Here is a 16,863-nt window from a genome sequence, read left to right as displayed (position 1 = left end):
GGCGGGCAAAAATGGCACGTCAGATGGCGGGGATCAGGATACGGTGGCGGGACGCGGATTTCGCGGAAGTCGCGGTCTGGATGCCGAAAGAAAACATCCGCGAACTACACGACTGGACCTGGGACCGGCTTGACTGCGCCGGGCGTTGCTTTTCGCATGGCGCGACCGGCTCGCTGGTACGCCGGGAGGGGAAACGGCGATGAGCTTCCTGCGGGACATGCTGGCTGGTTTTCTCGGTGAAGAACCGTTGACGGATACCGCCACGGATCTGATGGCGGGCGAGGTTCTGTCAGACATTCTGCCCTGGCGGTTCCATGACGCGGAACGGGGTCTTTACTATTTCGAGCATGGCACCGGTTTCCTGATCGAGGTCGGGGCGGCCATTGGCGCCAATGATCTGGCGGAGAATATCGGCGGCGTGATCGCCGCCAACCTGCCATCGGATGCGACTGTCCAGGTTCTCAACTGGGCTTCGCCGGGGATCGAGGCAGTGACGGGCCGGTGGCAATCGGTGCGCGAGGGCCGATCACCGCTCGTCGATGAGATGGTGCGGCAGCGCGTGGCGCATCTTGCGGGAATGCGCTTTGGCAGCGGCGATACCGGCGCACGGTCGATCCCGTTCGACCGGCATATCTTCATCGCCGGATGGCTGGAAGGCACCGATCTGGGGCTGGAAGACGAAAAGCGCCTCGGCTCGCTGCGCTCGGGCCTGCGCAACGTGTTCAGCACCGTCAGCTGGGCACGCGACGTGGAACCCGTGCAGTTCCTGGCCCTGTTGCGGGAATTGCTGCACATCGCCCGGCCGGAAGGCTCGAAGGGCGAGTGGGGCGCTGAAGCCTATGACGAGGCGATGCCACTCAATTACCAGCTGCCGGGGGCCACGCTGCGCGTGGGTAGCAATGCGCTGAGGTTTTCGGGATCGCCGGGACTGTCGGCGACGGTCGCGTCGGTGAACGCGTACCCACCCGAATGGGTGTTCGGTCTCGGCATGGCACTCAACGGCGACCCGGCGCGGCTGATGGATCGCGCAGTGGGACCGGTCCTGACCAGTTTCACGCTGAAACCGATGAATGCGCAGAAGGCAGGCTCGTTCATTCTCGCCCGGCGCGGGAAGAACGAACATGCGGCCAATACATCTTTCGGCAGGTTCGTGCCGCAATTCGCCGAAAAGAAACAGGAGTTCGACGATCTGGCCGCGGAACTCGGGGCAGGGGAGCGGCTGTTCCAGACGCTCTATACCGTCGTGTCCTATGCCTGCGGCGGGTCCGGGGACGCCGAGGCGGCGGCCGGCGAAATGGAATCCATTTATCGCCGCCAGCGGGTAAAGCTGTCGAAAGACACCTATCTGCAATTGCCCCTCTTCCTGGCCAGCCTGCCGTTCGGCTGCACAAACGGCATGATGACGGATTTCGGGCGGCAGATGCGGATGCGGCTGCTCAAGGGCGCGGCGGCCATGGCATTCCTGCCGGTACATGGCGAATGGATGGGCAACAGCAGGGGCACCGGCATGTTGCTGCTCGGGCGGCAGGGCCAGGTGTTCCAATGGGACAACTTCGTCAGTTCGGGCAATTACAACACCGCCGTGGTGGGCAAGTCCGGAGCCGGGAAATCGGTCTTCATGCAGGAACTGGCCTGCGGCATCTATAGCGCCGGCGGCCATGTCCTGGTCATCGACGACGGGTATTCGTTCAGGACCACCGCGGAAATCCTCGGCGGCAAGCATATCGCCTTCGATGGCGGAACGGTGAACCGGCTTAACCCGTTCTCGCTGCTCGACAAGGCGGCCATGGTGCAGGACGAATACCGGGCCGATGCGATCGAGTTGGTCACGCGGGTGGTGGCCTCGATGGCCGATCTCGGCTCGAACAAGGCCGGACGCGTCGAAGGTGTCGAGGAAGACTACATTCGCTCGGCCATCGCCAAGATCTGGGACGAAAAGGGGCCGGGAGGAGAAATCAGCGACGTGCGCGACGAGCTGGACCGCGCGGCCGCGAACGAGCCGCGCCTGCCGGATGTGGTGCGCAAACTGAACGCCTATTCACGCGGCGGGGTCTATGGCGGCTATTTCGAGGGCGAGGCCAATATCGCGCTCGATGCGCCGTTCACGGTTGTCGAACTGAGCGACATCAAGGGTCAGCCCGGCCTTGAGGCAACGATCCTGCAGATCATGATGTTTCTCGGAACGGAATTGATGTTCAGGACGCCGCGCGACACGCCGGTGGCAATCGTGATCGACGAGGCCTGGGACCTGCTGAGAGGGGACGGAACCGCAAGCTTCATCGAAGGGGTCGTGCGCCGCGCGCGAAAATACACCGGCGCCCTGATTACCGGCACCCAGTCGATGTCGGACTATGCGGCCAACCCGGCTGCGAATGTCTGCCTCGAAAACTCCGATTACCGCATCTTCCTGGCGCAGAAACCGGAAAGCATCGACGCGCTGCAAAGCGTGACGCCGGGTGTGAAGGGGTTGCTGAAGTCGCTCACCTCGGTACCAGGCCGGTTCGCCGAACTCGCGATCCAGATGCCTGAAGGCTTCGCATATGGCCGGCTGCTGCTGGATCCGTTCTCGCTGGCGATCTTCAGCTCCAAGGGCGCCACGGTCCAGCGCATGAACCAGTATCGCGCCTCCGGCATGTCCACCGTGGAGGCGATCAGGACACTGGTCGAACGGGGTGAGGTTTCATGACGGTGCGGGGCAGGATCCTGCTGGGTCTCGGTACTGTCGTGGTGATCCAGATCGCGATGGCGGCCGGGCTGCTGATCGGACGGGGGCAGGGCGGTGCCGGGCCGGTTGCCACCTTCGATCCCGAACGCGGCCTCGCGCTCTTCGTGATCTGGTCCCGCGACCGGCTCGACGATGAAGGGTTCACGACGGTGCTGCCCGCGTTCCAGGACCGGGTAACGCAAGCCCTGCACGACTATTCGGCCGCCGAAGGTGTCGTGGTGGTGCGGGCCAACGCGGTTCTCTCCGGCGCGGCGGCCGCCACAGCCGACATAACCGATGAAATCATGAACAGGGTGTTGGTCGATGGCGCGTTCTAGGGCCGTCAGATCGCTATGCACGGCCGGGCTCGTGGTGGCGCTCGCCGGATACTACCTGCTGGCCTTCGGCCGGCTGACGGTGAACGCGACCGACAGCCTGCCCGATCATGCCTATGCGATGGTCACATGGCCACGCCTGCCCTGGCGCGGGGCCGTCGTGGCAATCGACCTGCCGGAGGTGCTGGCCGAAAAGCTGGAGGGCGACAGGATCTATCTCACCAAGCGGGTTGCCGGTCTGGCGGGTGATCCCGTGGTGCAGCGGCGCGACGACCGTCTGTGTATCGCCACCCGTTGCGTAGAGGCACAGCGCCGGGACGGCGCTCTGCTTCTGCCGCTCTGGGACGCGGCGGAAGTTCCAGCCGGAAGCATCGCCGTACTGGGTGACAGCCCTGACAGCCTCGACAGCCGCTATGCGGTGATCGGAGCCATTCCCCATACGGCGATCCGGGCGGTGGGTATCGCCATTCCGTTTCCCCATTGGACGACCCTTGCGGAGTGGTTGCGATGAGGAGAGCGGTGACCCTGCTGGCGCTGGCGCTGTTAGCGCATCCGGCCCCGGCGAAGGACCTGGGCACGTATGGTCCGCTGTTCGAGGTGATCGAGCCGTCGATTCTCGACACCATCCGGACGCGCCTGCGGGACATGGAAGCCACCGGTGAACTGGATGCGATGCGCAGGGACATGCAGGAGCGGACGCGGCGCTATACGGAGCGGCCGCGTCCGGTGCCCGGTCTGGGCAAGGCGGAAGACTATCGCGCCTGGGACGTGGATCTGACGATTACGCTGAAGGAGGATCTGGCGGACCACAGGGGTCGGGTGTTTGCGCGGGCGGGAACGGTGGTCAATCCACTGGCATGGTCGCGGTTCGACAAGCGCATCGTTCTCTTCGACGGGGACGATCCGGCGCAGCTGCGGTTCGCGCTCGAAGACGGTGACGAACTGGACACGTTGCTGGTGCTGGTCAGCGGCGACCCGCTCGGACTGATGCGCGCGCATGGGCGGCGTTTCTACTTCGATCAGGACGGCGTGCTGGTCGGCCGGTTCGGCATCCGCAATGTCCCGGCGGTGGTGAGCCGCGCCGATCCGATGATGCGGGTGGAGGAATTCGCGGTGGGGGACGAGCGATGAAACTGCTGCTTCCCTGCGCGCTGGTGGCCGCCAGCCTCGCTCTCGACCGGTGCGGCGGGGAGGAGGGGGAGCGGCTGGTGCTGCCCTCCGGAGAGATACGCGTGGTCGATGGCGACACGGTGGCTCATGGCACGACCAGCTACAGGCTGACCGGGTTCGACACGCCGGAAACCCATCGCGCGCGCTGTGCCGCGGAAACGGCGCTGGGAGACCGGGCCGCGCGACGTCTTGCGCAGCTGATCGGGGAAGCCGGTGCACTTGAGCTGACGGTGCGGGCCCGTCCGGACAGGTATGGCCGCCGTCTCGCCAGGGCGGTTGCGGGCAATCAGGAAATCGGCGCGCTGCTGATCGCGGAAGGGCTGGCGCGGCCCTACGCCGGTGGTGCGCGCCAGCCATGGTGCGGGTCAGGGACGGGCGGATCATGAAGTCCTGGTTCAACCGCCTGATACTGGCACTGATCGTCTCGATCACCGCCAGCGAAGTGGCCGCGATCTGCAACAAGCGGTTTCTCAATCCGATTACAGAGATCTGCTGGGACTGCATCTTTCCGATTTCGGTGGGGGCGGTCAGCATCAGGGGCGGCGGGCGGCCGGACACGCCCAACCAGGCGCTCCCGGTCTGTGTCTGCCCGGGCATACCGCCCCGGATCGGCCTGTCGATCGGGCTTTGGGAACCGGCGCGGCTGGTCGACGTGGCGAACGAAGCGGGCTGCTTCGTGAACATGGGTTTTGACATCGACTTCGGGTTGTTGTCGCTCGGAAAATCCAGCGCCACGGCCCAGAACGGCGGCTCTACCGGATCGAGCTGGCAGGCGCATTACTATTTTTACCCGCTGATCTCGTGGCTGGGCGTCGTGGTCGATGGCCTCTGCCTGCAATCGGCTCAGTTCGACGTGGCCTATATCTCGGAGATCGATCCGCTCTGGCAGGATGCGGAGCTTAACAACCTGATCAATCCCGAAGCGATCCTGTTTGCCAATCCGATCGCGCAGGCGGCCTGCGCCGCCGATTGCGTGAGATCTTCCTCGGGCGGATTGCCGATGGACACGCTGTTCTGGTGCGCGGGCTGCGGCGGGTCGATCTATCCGATCCAGGGCCAGGTGGCCGCCCATGTCGGCGGGGTAATGGCAAGCCAGGTGGTGGCGACCAAGATGGTTGCGCGGATGCACCGGCTATTGCTGGCGCGGCGCACCTCGGGCGGCACGGCGCTGTGCCAGACGGTCAGCGCGCCGATCATCAAGAAGAGCCAGTACCGGCAGCAATTCACCCGCCCGGTGCCAACCACCTCCGGGCGCTACGGCTGCGGACCGATGGGCTTTTCGACGCAATTCATAGACCGGCTGCGGGAGTTTCCGTTCAAGGGAGAGTCCTTCGGCTGGCTGATGTGGAGGAAACGGAATTGCTGCGCGTTGTAACGGTATTCACGCTGGCGCTGGCACCAGTCGCGGGCCTGGCCGATCAGGCCGCGTCCAGGGGCGACGCGGTGGTGGAATATGCGCCCGGATCGACCGGCCGGATCACCGCCCCGCTGGCGACAATCGTGGATGAGGCCGAACGGCACGGCGAGATCCTGCGTGAACGGCTCGGGGAACCCGAACCGGCGGAGGGCGCGTTTGACGGCGTCGATTTCGACGCGTTGCGGGACCGGGCGCTGAACGATCCGCGCGTGCGCGCGCTTCTGGGTACGGATGACGACGTTGCAGGCGCTGCCGAAGCCGGCACCCGTTACGAGGACAGCAAGGTCTTCCTTCTGGCCTCCTTTTCGATGCCGCGGGAATCACTAAGGCAGATGATGAGCGAGGCGCGGGATTTCGGTCTGAACATCGTCTTTCGGGGCTTTGTGAACAATTCTGTCCACGACACCCAGGCCGCGCTGGAAAAGACATTCGGGGATCTCGACGCCGCCGCCGGGTTTTCCATCGATCCGACGCTTTTCACCCGTTTCCATGTGGAGGCGGTACCGCAGGTGATCGCGGTGGGCGATGCAATGGAGGTCTGCGAGACCGAGGGCTGTGCCGGCGATCCGGTGCCGCCGCATGATCGGGTGAGGGGCAATGTGCCGCTACGGTTCGCGCTGGAACGGATCGCGGCCATGGGGGAGGTCGGCGCGGCGGAAGCCCGGCGGCTGCTTCGGGGCCGATAGGGTGGGGCGTGGTGTCCTGCCCCTGTTGATCGCGGCTATTGCCGGATCCGCCGTTCTGGCCCAACAGGAGCGCGCCGATCAGGCGTTGTCGGGCATGAACGGTACCAACGGTACCGGAGATACGTTCACCACCGGCACGGTGGGAAGGGTGGTCACGCCCTACAGGACCGACACTCCGGCAGAAGCCGGGCTTCGTGAGGGCCGGTTCGGGGAGAGGATCGACGAGATCCGTCAGGAAACCAATGACCAGGGCCGGGTGCTGCGGGCAACCGAGGACAGCAAGGCGGTCAGGCCGGAGGCAGACATAGACGGGCAGGAGGCGCTGTTCGACGACGCCAACTGGGCGCATGAAAACGCCGATGCGGTCGCCGGCAAGTATTTCACGGCCGAGGAGGGCCAGTGCGAAACCCCGAGCCTTCCGGTCAGCGACCCAATGGACAGATTCTGCGAAAGTTTCCCGGCCACGGCCAACCGCAGCTGCGATATCGTTCGAAAAATCCGGGTGGACCGGACCGATCATTATCGCTGCGATACCCGGCCGGCGACGTTCGTCAAGATCTGCGAGAAGGAGGTGAACTGGCAATGCGACACCTCCGGAACGAAAGGGAGCTGCATCCGCGACAATATCCGGATTGCGGGCACGGGCGTGGACTCTGTGAGCTGGAACGGGCGAACGGCGACGGTGACGTTCCGGGCGGTATCACCGCACCCGCGGCCGGTTGATAGCGGAGCGCTGGTCAGGCACAGGTTTACGATCCGGGTTGCGGACCGGTTCCTGCCATCGAGCGTGATCCTCAGGCGGGGCAAGGCCAGGGGCGTGTTGCAGGTCACGAGCGAAAACGATGTGCTCGCCACATTCGCAAACACGCAGGCAAGCGGGTTCGGGGCCGGCGGTCCCGGTTGCCCGGCAACACCGACGGCCGGCTGGCTGGTGCCGGTCACCAAGGCGGACGGGTGCTGGGTGGCGGGTGCGAACCCGGAAGCCTGGGCGGCGGTCACGGCCCGGCCCCTGACGGCATCGAGCAACAATCTCGAAAGCGCGCTGACCGGCCCGGACTACCGGAGCGGCTGGGATGTTCCGCAGGGACTGGCCGGCACGATCGTTCACCGCACGAAAACCTACCGTGTCTGCGAGGATCCGGGCTGCGGCATCTCGCGCGAGGAATGCGGCCCGGCCGGGCATACCGGATGCCATATGTATGCCGCTCTCGACGCAAACGCGTACGTCAATCGCAGTTCGATCCGCCAGATGAACATCGCATCATACCTCAGGGCCGATCCCGAAAGCGGCAAGAGGTGGAAAAGCTCGACCTTCTTTGCGCGGGTGGTTTACCGGACCGGTCAGAGCGGTGGCGGATGGGCACAGCTGGCCATCGAGTTCGACGGTGCCTGCTGCAACAGGTTCAACGACATCGGGCGGGAGCTGTGCCAATGAACCGCTTGGCCGCCATCCAGTACGTGGTTCTGACCACGGTGCTGGCGGTCGGGGTGGGGGGGCCGGCCCGCGCCGAGGTCGTCTGCGAGACACCGGATTATTCCTGTACCGGGGAGGGGGCCAGCACAACGGGCGGACTTACGCTCCTGCGGCACTGCCGGAAGAAGATCGGTCGCCAGACCTGCACCGACGACGCGCCGCTCGATCAATGTGCGCGGACCCGTGCCAGCGTGAGATGCGCCCAGATCAGCCAGACCTGCGTGGATTACCGCAACGGCGAATGCCGCCAGACGCGGTTCACATATGAATGTCTGAATGAGGACGCCGACATGGCGCCGGCGATCCTCACGAAGACAGAGTTCGGTCCCGTCCAGGAAGAGCTGGTGAACACCTGTACGGCGCATGAAAGCGATCCGGAATGTTCGCTGGCCAGAACGGACGATATCGAGGGCGCGGAAACCCGCGACATAAACCGAAAGGATTTTGCCCGGAGCTGGTGGCGCAAGCGCCGGACCTATGAGTGCATCATGCCGGGGGAGGGCGACAATGACTGCGCGCCCCTCGCCTCCGATCCGAGCTGTCGGCTCATCGGGGACAGCTGCATGGTCCGCGATGCGTCCGGTATCTGCTCGAACCGGGAGTTTCACTATCGCTGCGGCACCGGCACGGGCGATCTTCAAACCAGTTGCGAGCCGATCAACGTCTGTGTCGGAGACACCTGCATCGGCGCCCAGCAGGAAAATTCCGACGGTTTCGGGGAGGCTGCGGCCTGGCTGAACATTCTCGCACAGATGCAGCGCGAGTTTCGTGAGGCCGGGGCACAGGATGCCAATGACGTTCAGTTCTTCAAGGGCGCGGTCAGGACATGCAGCAAGACGCCGGGGCGGGATTGTTGCGACGGCAGCGGGATTTTCGCGCAATGTTCGGAGGACAACGAACTGCTCTGGGACATTCGCAAGGCCGGCGCCACCCACTATGCCGGCAGCACATGCCAGGAGAAGATTCTCGGTGTTTGTATCAAGCGCCGCCATTACTATTGCACCTATAACAGCAAGCTCGCACGGGTTTTTGTCGAGGAACTGAAGCGCCTGAAACACGAGGATTGGGGGCCGGACCCCGCGTCTGCCGATTGCGGTTACGTGACGGTCGACGATCTCGCGAACATCGACACGAAGGACATGGATCTCTCCGAAGTGTTCGGGGACATGCTGAACGCGGCCGATGTGCCGCTGCAGGGCGAGCTGTCGGATTTCTACAAGCAGCGGTTTCCGGGCGCGGCGACGGACGCGCAAAACGTCTATGGCGGGGGAAACCCATGAAACGCAGGGCCTTCATCGCGGCGGCGGCGGCGATGGCCGGCACTGGTCAGGCCGTTGCCGCGCCCGCCGGCTCTGAGCCCGGTGTCGGGGTCATATTCGTAGGCGCCTCCTGGTGCGCGTTCTGCAAATCGGCGGCCCCGGTACTGGCCGCGGTGACGCAGCCCGCCGGGATCGCGGTGCTGGTGGCCTCGAAGGATGGCCGCCCGATCCCGCCCTTTGCGGATGTGGTCGATGCGGGCAGCCATCCGCTGGCGCAGCAGATCACCGAGCTTCCCACGACGCTGATCTATTCGCAGGCGCGGGGCGGTGTGACCGGAACCATCAGGGGATACAGGAACGCGCGCCACTACGCGCAACTGGTCGCCGCCGGTCTGCGCGGCGCGGGGGCCGGCTGACATGAGGGCAATTCTGACAGGAACATTGCTGGTGACAGCGCTGGCGGTAGCGGGCGAAGCCGAGGGCCGGCTGTTCTGCAATGGCGAGGAAATCGCAGGCTGGCACTTCTATTGCGATCCCGAACCGGAGGCGGAACCCGAGCCCGCCCCGGCACCGCTGCCCGAGCCGCAAGAGCCGGTGGCGGAGGACGCACCCGAGCTGCCCGAAGAGCCGAGCGCGACGGAACGGATCGAAGCCTTTCGCAAACGGGCCGACGAACTGAAGAACCGGGCGATCCTCGATCCCACCCCGGAAAACCTGCAGGCCTATATGCAGGTGAACGCGGAAATGGCGGCGATGGCGGGCAGGTTCGCCGCCGTGTGGCAGCGCGTGTTGTTCCGGTCGCCCGATCTGGATGCGAATGTGAAACGGCCGCTCACCCAGATGGGCACGACGATCTACCAGGATCAACGCAACACGGCGGAGAAGGCGGCATTGCGCCGGGCCGCCAGCGAAGCAGGCTTCCTTTTCGTCTATGACGATCCGGTGACTTGCCGCCTGTGCCTCGCGCAAGCGGAAATCCTGACCGTCATGCAGCGGGAATACGGCATCGAGGTGCTGGCGGTGTCAACCGATGGCAGCGCGATCGACGGGTTTCCCGGCGCGGTCGCGAATGACGGGCAGCTCGAACGCCTCGGTATCGCCGACATGCCACGCCCGCTCATCGCGATCGTGGAGACCGGCACCGGAGAGGTGCACCTGATCGGGGGCGGGCTTCTGACAGAAGACCAGATCCTCAACCGCGTTTACGTCGTGCGCGAAGTGCCGTTGGGCGCGCGGTTCGAGTGACAGGGAAGGAACGACCATGAGGAATGGTATGGCGGTGCTGGTGTTGGCAACGGGTTTCGGGATTCCGGCCGCGGCCGATGTGGGAAGCGATCTCAGGGCGTTCTGGGAACGGTCGGGCGGCGGTGTGAACGTCACCAAGCCCACCGCATACCAGGGCCAGCAGGCGGGTTACGCCACGATGGGATCGCTTTATCTGCGCACGCGGCCGCGCAACAGCCAGCTTGCGGCGATCCAGCTCCCCTCGGTCCGTGCCGGTTGCGGCGGTATCGACATTTTCGGCGGAGCGTTTTCCTTCATCAGCGAGGAGGAGCTGATCGCGCTGATGGAAGCGATCATGCAGAATGCGGCGGGTTTTGCCTTCGAACTGGCGCTGGAGAGCCTGTCGCCATCGGTGCAGGAAATCGTCGCCAAGCTGCGCGACCTGATCCAGCAGGTCAATTCCAGCAATATCAACAGCTGCGAAGCAGGCCAGCTTCTTACCGCGTCGCTCTGGCCGAAAATGGACGGAGCATCGCAGCATATCTGCCAGACCATCGGCGGGTTCTCGGGGCGCTTTGCCGACCGCGTGGCTTCGCGCCACGGCTGCGGCACCGGCGGCCAGCATGTCTCGACGCTGGGTCGCGCCTCGGGTGCGCTGGCCGAGCAGGTGCCGGTCAATGTCAATTATGCCTGGAAGGCGATCAAGAAGAACAACTTCCTGACCTCGAACGTGAAGATCGCCGAGTTCTTCATGACGCTGACCGGCACCATCATCACGGTGGGCGGGGAGGATGACGACGAGGGCATGTCGCACCGGACGATCCCGCCGCGCGCGCTCTCCGCCGATGCCGCACGGGCGCTGGTCGAAGGCGGCAGCTACAAGAGCCTGCGTTGCAACGAGGCCAATGACTGCCTGCAGCCGGTTCTGCGGGACCGGACGATTTCAGTTGATGATGCGCTCTTCGCGATCACGGCCGGCGCGATCGGGGATCTGTCTGACGCGATCGCCAGCGACACCTCGCCGCCGGCGGCCGCGGTGGCGCTGATCAACCTGACCTCGATTCCGATCTATGAGCACCTGGTTACGGCCCGGAGTTATAAGTACAAATTCGTTCAGGACGATATCAACTCGATGGCCGAGCTGGTCGCGGTCGATCTGGCGATGGCCTATATCGACGAAGCGGTACAGGAACTTCTGAACTCGGCGGCGAATGTCGATATCGCCGGCGACATCAACCGGGAGTTTCAGGCGGCGGTGCGGCAGACCCGCGAGACACTGCAGGCCTTCCGCGCCTCGGCACAGCGCAAATATGCCGAAGCGATCCGCAATCTCGAACGGCTGGCGCTGGCGAAAACCGAACTGGCAGCCTCGACCAACACGGTGTTCGCGAACGTCCTGAACAATTCCGGAGGGCAGCGGTAATGCCCACGCTCGAAGTCTACACGGTCGGCGGCGGCTATTTTCTCTACGATATATTCAACTACCTCGCCGCCTTTACCGGATCGGGCAATTTCAAGGCGCTGCTCTCGGCCGCGATCACAGCCGGGGTGCTGGTGGCGGCCTTCCAGATGGCCGTGTTCGGCTCCGCGCGGCAGGTGCTGACCTATTTCATCGGCGTCATGATTGTTTCGGCGATCTGTGTCGGGCCGAAAGCCCGCGTCGTGATCCACGATTCGACCGTGCCGCTCGGCATCTATGGCATGGTGGACAACGTGCCCTGGTCGGTGGCCTTCGTCGGCTCGCAGACCTCGAAGGCCGGGCACCTGATCACGAAAAAGATGGAAACACTGCTCGCCGCGCCCGACGACCTCGCCTACCAGTCCTCGGGAATGATGTTCGGCGCAACCATACTGAGCCAGGCATCGCGCTGGCGGGCGGTCTCGCCGGTCATCCAGGAAACCCTCGTCAACTTCATGGAAAACTGCTTCGTGGACGGCTCGAATATCGGGATCGTCAATACCGGCGAGCTGGCCCAGGCGGGCAACCTGTCAAGCTATATCGGCGCCAATCTTCCGCAGGCGCTGGCCTTTTACGATCCGGTTCTCGACCAGGTGCGGACCTGCGGATCGGGCTGGCCGCAGGTCCGTCAGCGCCTGAATGCCGAAGTACAGAATATCCTCTACCAGAAGGCGGCAGCCAACTCGGTGGGCACTCCGGCCACCAACCTGCCGGCGGCCGTCGCAAAGATGACCAACACCCTGTCGGACTTCCAGACCTTCGTCGGCATGACCTCTTCCAGCGCCGCGAATACCATTCGCCAGGCGATGCTGGTGCTGTCGATGGACGATGCGGTGCAGCACCTCATCGCCGGATCGGGCAACAACGCGGCAATGACAGCCTACCAGGCCGCGCGCACGGAAGCCCAGACCTCGGCCAGCTACAGCGCGGTTGGGATCTCCGCGCTCAAATGGGTTCCGCTGCTGAAGATCGTGTTCGAATCCATCTACTACGCGGCCTTTCCGCTGGCACTGCTGATGATGATGACGCCGCTGGTCTGGACGGTGATGAAAGGGTATTTCGGCGGCTTCGTCTGGCTGGCCGCCTGGGATCCGCTTTCGGCTATCCTGCATTCGATCGTCCTGAAGGCAGCGAGCGGCTACTACCGCGAGGCGATGGGGTCCTATAACGGCGCATCGATCGACTATGCGCTTACCTTCGCCAACCATCTGTCCGTGCGGGCGGTGGAACAGGATGTGGGCACCGTCGCGGGCTACCTGATGATGTCGGTGCCGTTCCTGGCCACCGGCATCATGTTCGGGGCCGGCCGGGTGGCCGGGCTCGCGACGTCGATGCTCAACGTCTCGCAAGGCGCGGCGATTGAATCGGGCCGCGAAGCGGCAACGGGCAATATCCAGCTGGCCAATGCCTCGATGAGCAACTTCGCGGCGAACAAGTGGAATACATCGGGCCTGTACGACGCGGGGCTTCATACGCACCGGATGCCGGGCGGCGCGATGGCGCATCGGAACCCGGACGGATCGCGCACGATCTCGACCGGTACCGGCCAATCGTCGGGCGGCATGTCGGCACGTATCGGGCAGACCATCCGCGAAGAGGTTTCCGACCGCAAGGAAAGCGCGATCCGGACCGCGAACGCGGCGCGCGAAGAAATGACCTCCGGGCTGAACGAGCTGTCCGCAAGCTACGCGGATTTCGGCCGGCAGCTCAGCACGGGCAGCACTGCCGCCAGTGACGTGGCGACAACGCGCGGGATGCGCAATGCCGAGGAAGCCCGGAATACCCATCAGGCGGTTGAGGATTTCGCGAAAAGCAACGGCATCTCGGTCAACTCGGCCTACAGGATCGCCCTCGCCGGAAAGCCCGAGCTGTTTGGCATCGGGGCGGGGCTGACGGCGGAAATGGCCGGTCACGATCAAGACAGTTTTACCCAGCTTACGAAAGCGGCGCGCGAAAGCGGGTTGAGCGACAGCGTAGCGAAATACGCAGATACGGTGGACTCCTGGCGGACCAGCGAGCAAAGCAGCCAGAGCAGCAGCGAAAGCGGCGGCAACCGCTGGAGCCTCGAGGACCTACAGCGCTCGGCGGAAGCCTGGTCACAGGCCCGCGAAGAGGCCGACACGCTGGCCTCGGCGGAATCGAAGCTCTACGCGCAGGGCATCAGTTATGACGGGCAGCTCACCGACGCGATCTCGAACGAATGGCGCGAGGCGGGGCTGAGCGAGGAGCAGATCGAAGGGCTGATCAGTCCGAAGTCCATCGCCGGTGTGAAACGGCAGGAACAGGCGGTGGAGCAGGTCCTGCCGCAGCTCCTGCAGGAGCTGGGGCTTACGACGCCGGAGGGGGACACCTCCGCCGCCTATACGATCACCAGGCCGGAGCAGGACATATCGACACAACCGCTGCCCTCGGCGGGACCCGAACACCGGGCGCGCATGGGGCGGCACAAACAGGTCCACGAGAATGTCTCCGCCATACAGCAGGGCGCCTTCGATGCCGGCAAGGAACAGGCGATAAACGCCGCATCTTCGACAGAAAACACCGTTCGGGAAAACCGCGACGGCGGCGTTGTGCCGATGATGGCCGGAAAGGTCGGAGACACGAAGGCTGCCATAGGCGACGGGCTGTCCAATTTTTGGAACGGGTCGGCCAACGGGCTCTCGAATTACGACCGCGATGTGATGATCCGGACGATTTACGGGGAGGCCGCCAACCAGGGCGAGCTGGGGCAGGCTGCGGTCGCCCACACGATCATGAACCGGGTTGCGGACCCGCGCTGGGGCGACAATCCGGCGGAAGTCAGCCTGCAGCTCAAGCAGTTCTCGGCGTGGAACAGCGGCACCGGCGGCAACGCCATGCCGATGACCCTCGATGAGAGCGATCCGGCCTATGAGCGGATCGGTGCGATCGTGGACGGCGTTGCCGCAGGCCGGATCGCCGATCCGACCGACGGCGCCACGCATTACTATTCACCGCAGGGCATGGCCGCCCATATAGCGGCGGGCGAACAGGACAACCCCGTTCCCACATGGCTCGCGCAGCAGAGCCGGGAACGCGACAGTGAAAATATCCGGATCGGCGGTCATGTCTTCACCGGCCGCAAGAGGGACGGCTGATGCAGTCAGTACCGTTCGTCATGAGGAGCATTCATCCGACGGATATGCTGCAACGAACTGGCATGAGGATTGCCGATGCCATAGACTCCGCCATCATCCTCGGCGTCTGGATCGTGGTTGCGGATACACCAGACCGCGAACCACAGCAGGCCGACCGCAAAATAGGCAATGGTGAGCCGGTTGGCGGAATAGTCCGGAATGGCAATGAAGCCCGCCAGGTAGAGCGCCACATACCAGCGGCGGCGCAGCCAGCGACCTGGCGCGCCGGGAAACCGCAGCGCGCAGAACCAGGCGATCGGCCAGGAAACACCTGCCCCAAGCAGCAGGTTGCGGACCACCGGGTCGGCTGGCTCACCAAACGCGCGAAGCACCAGCAGGAAGCCCGCATAGCCCAGGAGGCTTGCGGCCATCGCGATCCAGTAGCGTTTCGTCCGTTCCATCGACGCTCTCCTGCAAGAGGTCCGAATTTAGCCCGGGTCGGCGCACAAACCCAGAACAAACAACCACGAGGCAGAAAAAGGAAACACATGCGGCATTCAGGAAACAGGATGTGGTTGATGGCCGGGGCACTGGCCCTGCCGGGTATGGGCGCTGGCGCGGCCGAACCGGACAGGGCCTTCCGGGACATGGTCAGGCAGACGCTTGTCGAGCAGCCGGAAATCATTCTGGAAGTGTTCGAAAAGCTGGAAGCCCAGCAGGCGGCGGCCAGGACCGCGACCGACAGGGAACTGGTCGGGGATCTGGCGCCGCAGCTCTTCGAGGGGCTGGATCCCGGCAAGCCGATCCTTGTCGGATTCCAGGATTACAATTGCGGCTACTGCCGGCATGCCCATGCGGCGGTGCGGGAGGTGAAATCCCGACTGCCGGACTTGCAGATGGTGATCCTCGAAACCCCGGTCCTGGGCGAGGCCTCGAAATTCGCGGCAAAGGCGGCGCTGGCGGTGAGGCATCTGGAAGGGCAGGCGGCCTATGCCGCCGTGTCGGACGCGCTGATGAGCCTCGATGAGCCCGCCAACCCGGACAACGTCCGCCGGGTGATCCTCCGTCTCGGTTTCGATGCGCAAAAGATCGCGGGCGCGGTCGAAAACGGGGTGGCGGACCGGGATCTGCAACGGGCGGCACGGCTCGCCCGCGCCATCGGCGCCACCGGCACGCCGGTCTTTGCCGGGCCCGGCGGCATCGTCCGGGGCGCGGGGAGCGCCACCGCGCTCGAAGCCATCACGGAAGCCAAGGGAGAGGGCAGCCAGCAGCAATAGCCAGGACACCATGCGCAACGCCAGTCCGCCATCGCCCATCGCGAAACGGCCGGAAGCCCGAATTTCAAGGACCGAAGAAAACCCGATGAACTCCATCAAAACCACGGCGGCGGCCCTGGGGGCCTGCCTGATACTGTCCGCCTGTTTCGGCGGCGGCAGCCAGACGACTACGAATGTGACGGCCATGAACGGCCTGTCGAGCGTGGCGAGCGCATCCGCCCGGCAGCCCACCAAGGCCGATCTGGGCCAGAGCTGCGCCGCGCTCGATGCGGAACTGACCACACTTTACGCCCAGGCGGGCGAGATCGACCGGGCCGAACGCGCACGCAGCCGCAGGGCCGGCCTGACGCTGGGGCTGCTGGATGCGGGCCTGAGCGTTGCCGGCGCCGGTGCACTCACCAAAGCCGGATCGGTGCAGGCGATCCGCAATGTCGGCACGGCCACGGCGCTGGCCGGCTCGGCCACCGCCGCGACGGGCGGCGCGTCGGTCGATCCGCAGGCCTATAACCGGATGCTGGCGATCTCGGAACGGGCGGCGGTTCTGGAGCGCGCGAAGGTGGCCAAGGGCTGCTGAACCGGGTCAGTAATTCTGACTTATTTACCATAACATCGCTTATCAGTACGGCAGCATCCGACGGAGAAGTTGGCGCACCAAAGGCCACGGCGACCCTGCCTGGAGATTGGGATTCCCACAAAGGTCGCCGTGGTGTCTTCGCTGGACGTCAGCATTTCCTGCGCCTGCTGCGACCGGAACGAGGGATTC

Annotated in this window: 17 protein-coding genes; 16 read left to right on the top strand and 1 reads right to left on the bottom strand. The window is 64.7% G+C overall.

All coding sequences use genetic code 11. From position 1 onward, the window contains the following. Positions 1-11 precede the first annotated feature (11 nt). The 14 genes from C6Y53_RS21125 to C6Y53_RS19490 all read left to right on the top strand — a co-directional run bounded on the left by C6Y53_RS21125 (position 12) and on the right by C6Y53_RS19490 (position 14,844). On the top strand, positions 12-203 hold the full coding sequence (locus tag C6Y53_RS21125; RefSeq protein ID WP_211299553.1) for a hypothetical protein: 192 nt from the start codon (positions 12-14) through the stop codon (positions 201-203). Next, the gene (locus C6Y53_RS19545; RefSeq protein WP_149615647.1) at positions 200-2,686 is read left to right on the top strand and encodes a TraC family protein; all 2,487 of its coding nucleotides are present in this window, start codon (positions 200-202) and stop codon (positions 2,684-2,686) included. Before C6Y53_RS21125 ends, C6Y53_RS19545 begins: the two co-directional genes overlap by 4 nt. Beyond that, entirely contained in the window at positions 2,683-3,042 is a 360-nt protein-coding gene (locus C6Y53_RS19540) for a TrbI F-type domain-containing protein (protein ID WP_149615646.1), read from the top strand. Before C6Y53_RS19545 ends, C6Y53_RS19540 begins: the two co-directional genes overlap by 4 nt. After that, positions 3,029-3,550 (top strand): S26 family signal peptidase, encoded by a 522-nt coding sequence (locus C6Y53_RS19535; protein ID WP_149615645.1) that lies wholly within the window; start codon positions 3,029-3,031, stop codon positions 3,548-3,550. Before C6Y53_RS19540 ends, C6Y53_RS19535 begins: the two co-directional genes overlap by 14 nt. An 8-nt stretch (positions 3,551-3,558) precedes the next feature. Continuing rightward, positions 3,559-4,170 carry a type-F conjugative transfer system protein TraW gene (gene traW / locus C6Y53_RS19530; RefSeq protein WP_244615028.1) on the top strand — a complete coding sequence of 204 codons (612 nt, stop codon included), beginning with the start codon at positions 3,559-3,561 and terminating at the stop codon, positions 4,168-4,170. After that, positions 4,167-4,595, top strand: coding sequence for a thermonuclease family protein (locus C6Y53_RS19525; protein ID WP_149615643.1), 429 nt, complete (start codon positions 4,167-4,169; stop codon positions 4,593-4,595). The genes traW and C6Y53_RS19525 overlap by 4 nt, the downstream gene beginning before the upstream one ends. Then, positions 4,592-5,584 (top strand): conjugal transfer pilus assembly protein TraU, encoded by a 993-nt coding sequence (gene traU, locus C6Y53_RS19520; protein WP_149615642.1) that lies wholly within the window; start codon positions 4,592-4,594, stop codon positions 5,582-5,584. Before C6Y53_RS19525 ends, traU begins: the two co-directional genes overlap by 4 nt. Beyond that, positions 5,569-6,312, top strand: a complete 744-nt coding sequence (trbC, locus tag C6Y53_RS19515) for a type-F conjugative transfer system pilin assembly protein TrbC (RefSeq protein WP_149615641.1) — start codon at positions 5,569-5,571, stop codon at positions 6,310-6,312. The genes traU and trbC overlap by 16 nt, the downstream gene beginning before the upstream one ends. Positions 6,313-6,406: 94 nt before the next feature. After that, positions 6,407-7,747, top strand: coding sequence for a hypothetical protein (locus tag C6Y53_RS21120; protein WP_211299552.1), 1,341 nt, complete (start codon positions 6,407-6,409; stop codon positions 7,745-7,747). Beyond that, the gene (gene traN / locus C6Y53_RS19510) at positions 7,744-9,066 is read left to right on the top strand and encodes a conjugal transfer protein TraN (protein ID WP_211299551.1); all 1,323 of its coding nucleotides are present in this window, start codon (positions 7,744-7,746) and stop codon (positions 9,064-9,066) included. The genes C6Y53_RS21120 and traN overlap by 4 nt, the downstream gene beginning before the upstream one ends. Next, positions 9,063-9,461, top strand: coding sequence for a conjugal transfer protein TraF (gene traF / locus C6Y53_RS19505; protein ID WP_149615639.1), 399 nt, complete (start codon positions 9,063-9,065; stop codon positions 9,459-9,461). Before traN ends, traF begins: the two co-directional genes overlap by 4 nt. A gap of 31 nt (positions 9,462-9,492) precedes the next feature. Then, the gene (locus C6Y53_RS19500; RefSeq protein ID WP_211299550.1) at positions 9,493-10,290 is read left to right on the top strand and encodes a conjugal transfer protein TraF; all 798 of its coding nucleotides are present in this window, start codon (positions 9,493-9,495) and stop codon (positions 10,288-10,290) included. 16 nt (positions 10,291-10,306) lie between these two features. After that, positions 10,307-11,692: a conjugal transfer protein TraH gene (locus C6Y53_RS19495; RefSeq protein WP_149615637.1), complete on the top strand. Its 1,386-nt coding sequence runs from the start codon at positions 10,307-10,309 to the stop codon at positions 11,690-11,692. After that, positions 11,692-14,844: a conjugal transfer protein TraG N-terminal domain-containing protein gene (locus tag C6Y53_RS19490; RefSeq protein WP_149615636.1), complete on the top strand. Its 3,153-nt coding sequence runs from the start codon at positions 11,692-11,694 to the stop codon at positions 14,842-14,844. The genes C6Y53_RS19495 and C6Y53_RS19490 overlap by 1 nt, the downstream gene beginning before the upstream one ends. A gap of 5 nt (positions 14,845-14,849) precedes the next feature. Here C6Y53_RS19490 and C6Y53_RS21115 read toward each other — a convergent pair whose 3' ends face one another. Next, positions 14,850-15,284, bottom strand: a complete 435-nt coding sequence (locus C6Y53_RS21115; protein ID WP_211299549.1) for a hypothetical protein — start codon at positions 15,282-15,284, stop codon at positions 14,850-14,852. A 117-nt stretch (positions 15,285-15,401) separates the two neighbouring features. Between C6Y53_RS21115 and C6Y53_RS21110 the strand changes: the two genes are divergently transcribed. Then, positions 15,402-16,100 (top strand): DsbA family protein, encoded by a 699-nt coding sequence (locus C6Y53_RS21110; RefSeq protein WP_211299548.1) that lies wholly within the window; start codon positions 15,402-15,404, stop codon positions 16,098-16,100. An 85-nt stretch (positions 16,101-16,185) separates the two neighbouring features. Beyond that, positions 16,186-16,674 (top strand): hypothetical protein, encoded by a 489-nt coding sequence (locus C6Y53_RS19480; RefSeq protein WP_149615634.1) that lies wholly within the window; start codon positions 16,186-16,188, stop codon positions 16,672-16,674. The last annotated feature ends 189 nt before the right edge of the window (positions 16,675-16,863 follow it).

The organism is Pukyongiella litopenaei (assembly GCF_003008555.2).
Taxonomy (GTDB): domain Bacteria; phylum Pseudomonadota; class Alphaproteobacteria; order Rhodobacterales; family Rhodobacteraceae; genus Pukyongiella; species Pukyongiella litopenaei.
Note: the sequence above shows the minus strand (reverse complement) of the source record. Positions and strands in the feature narration are given on the sequence as shown.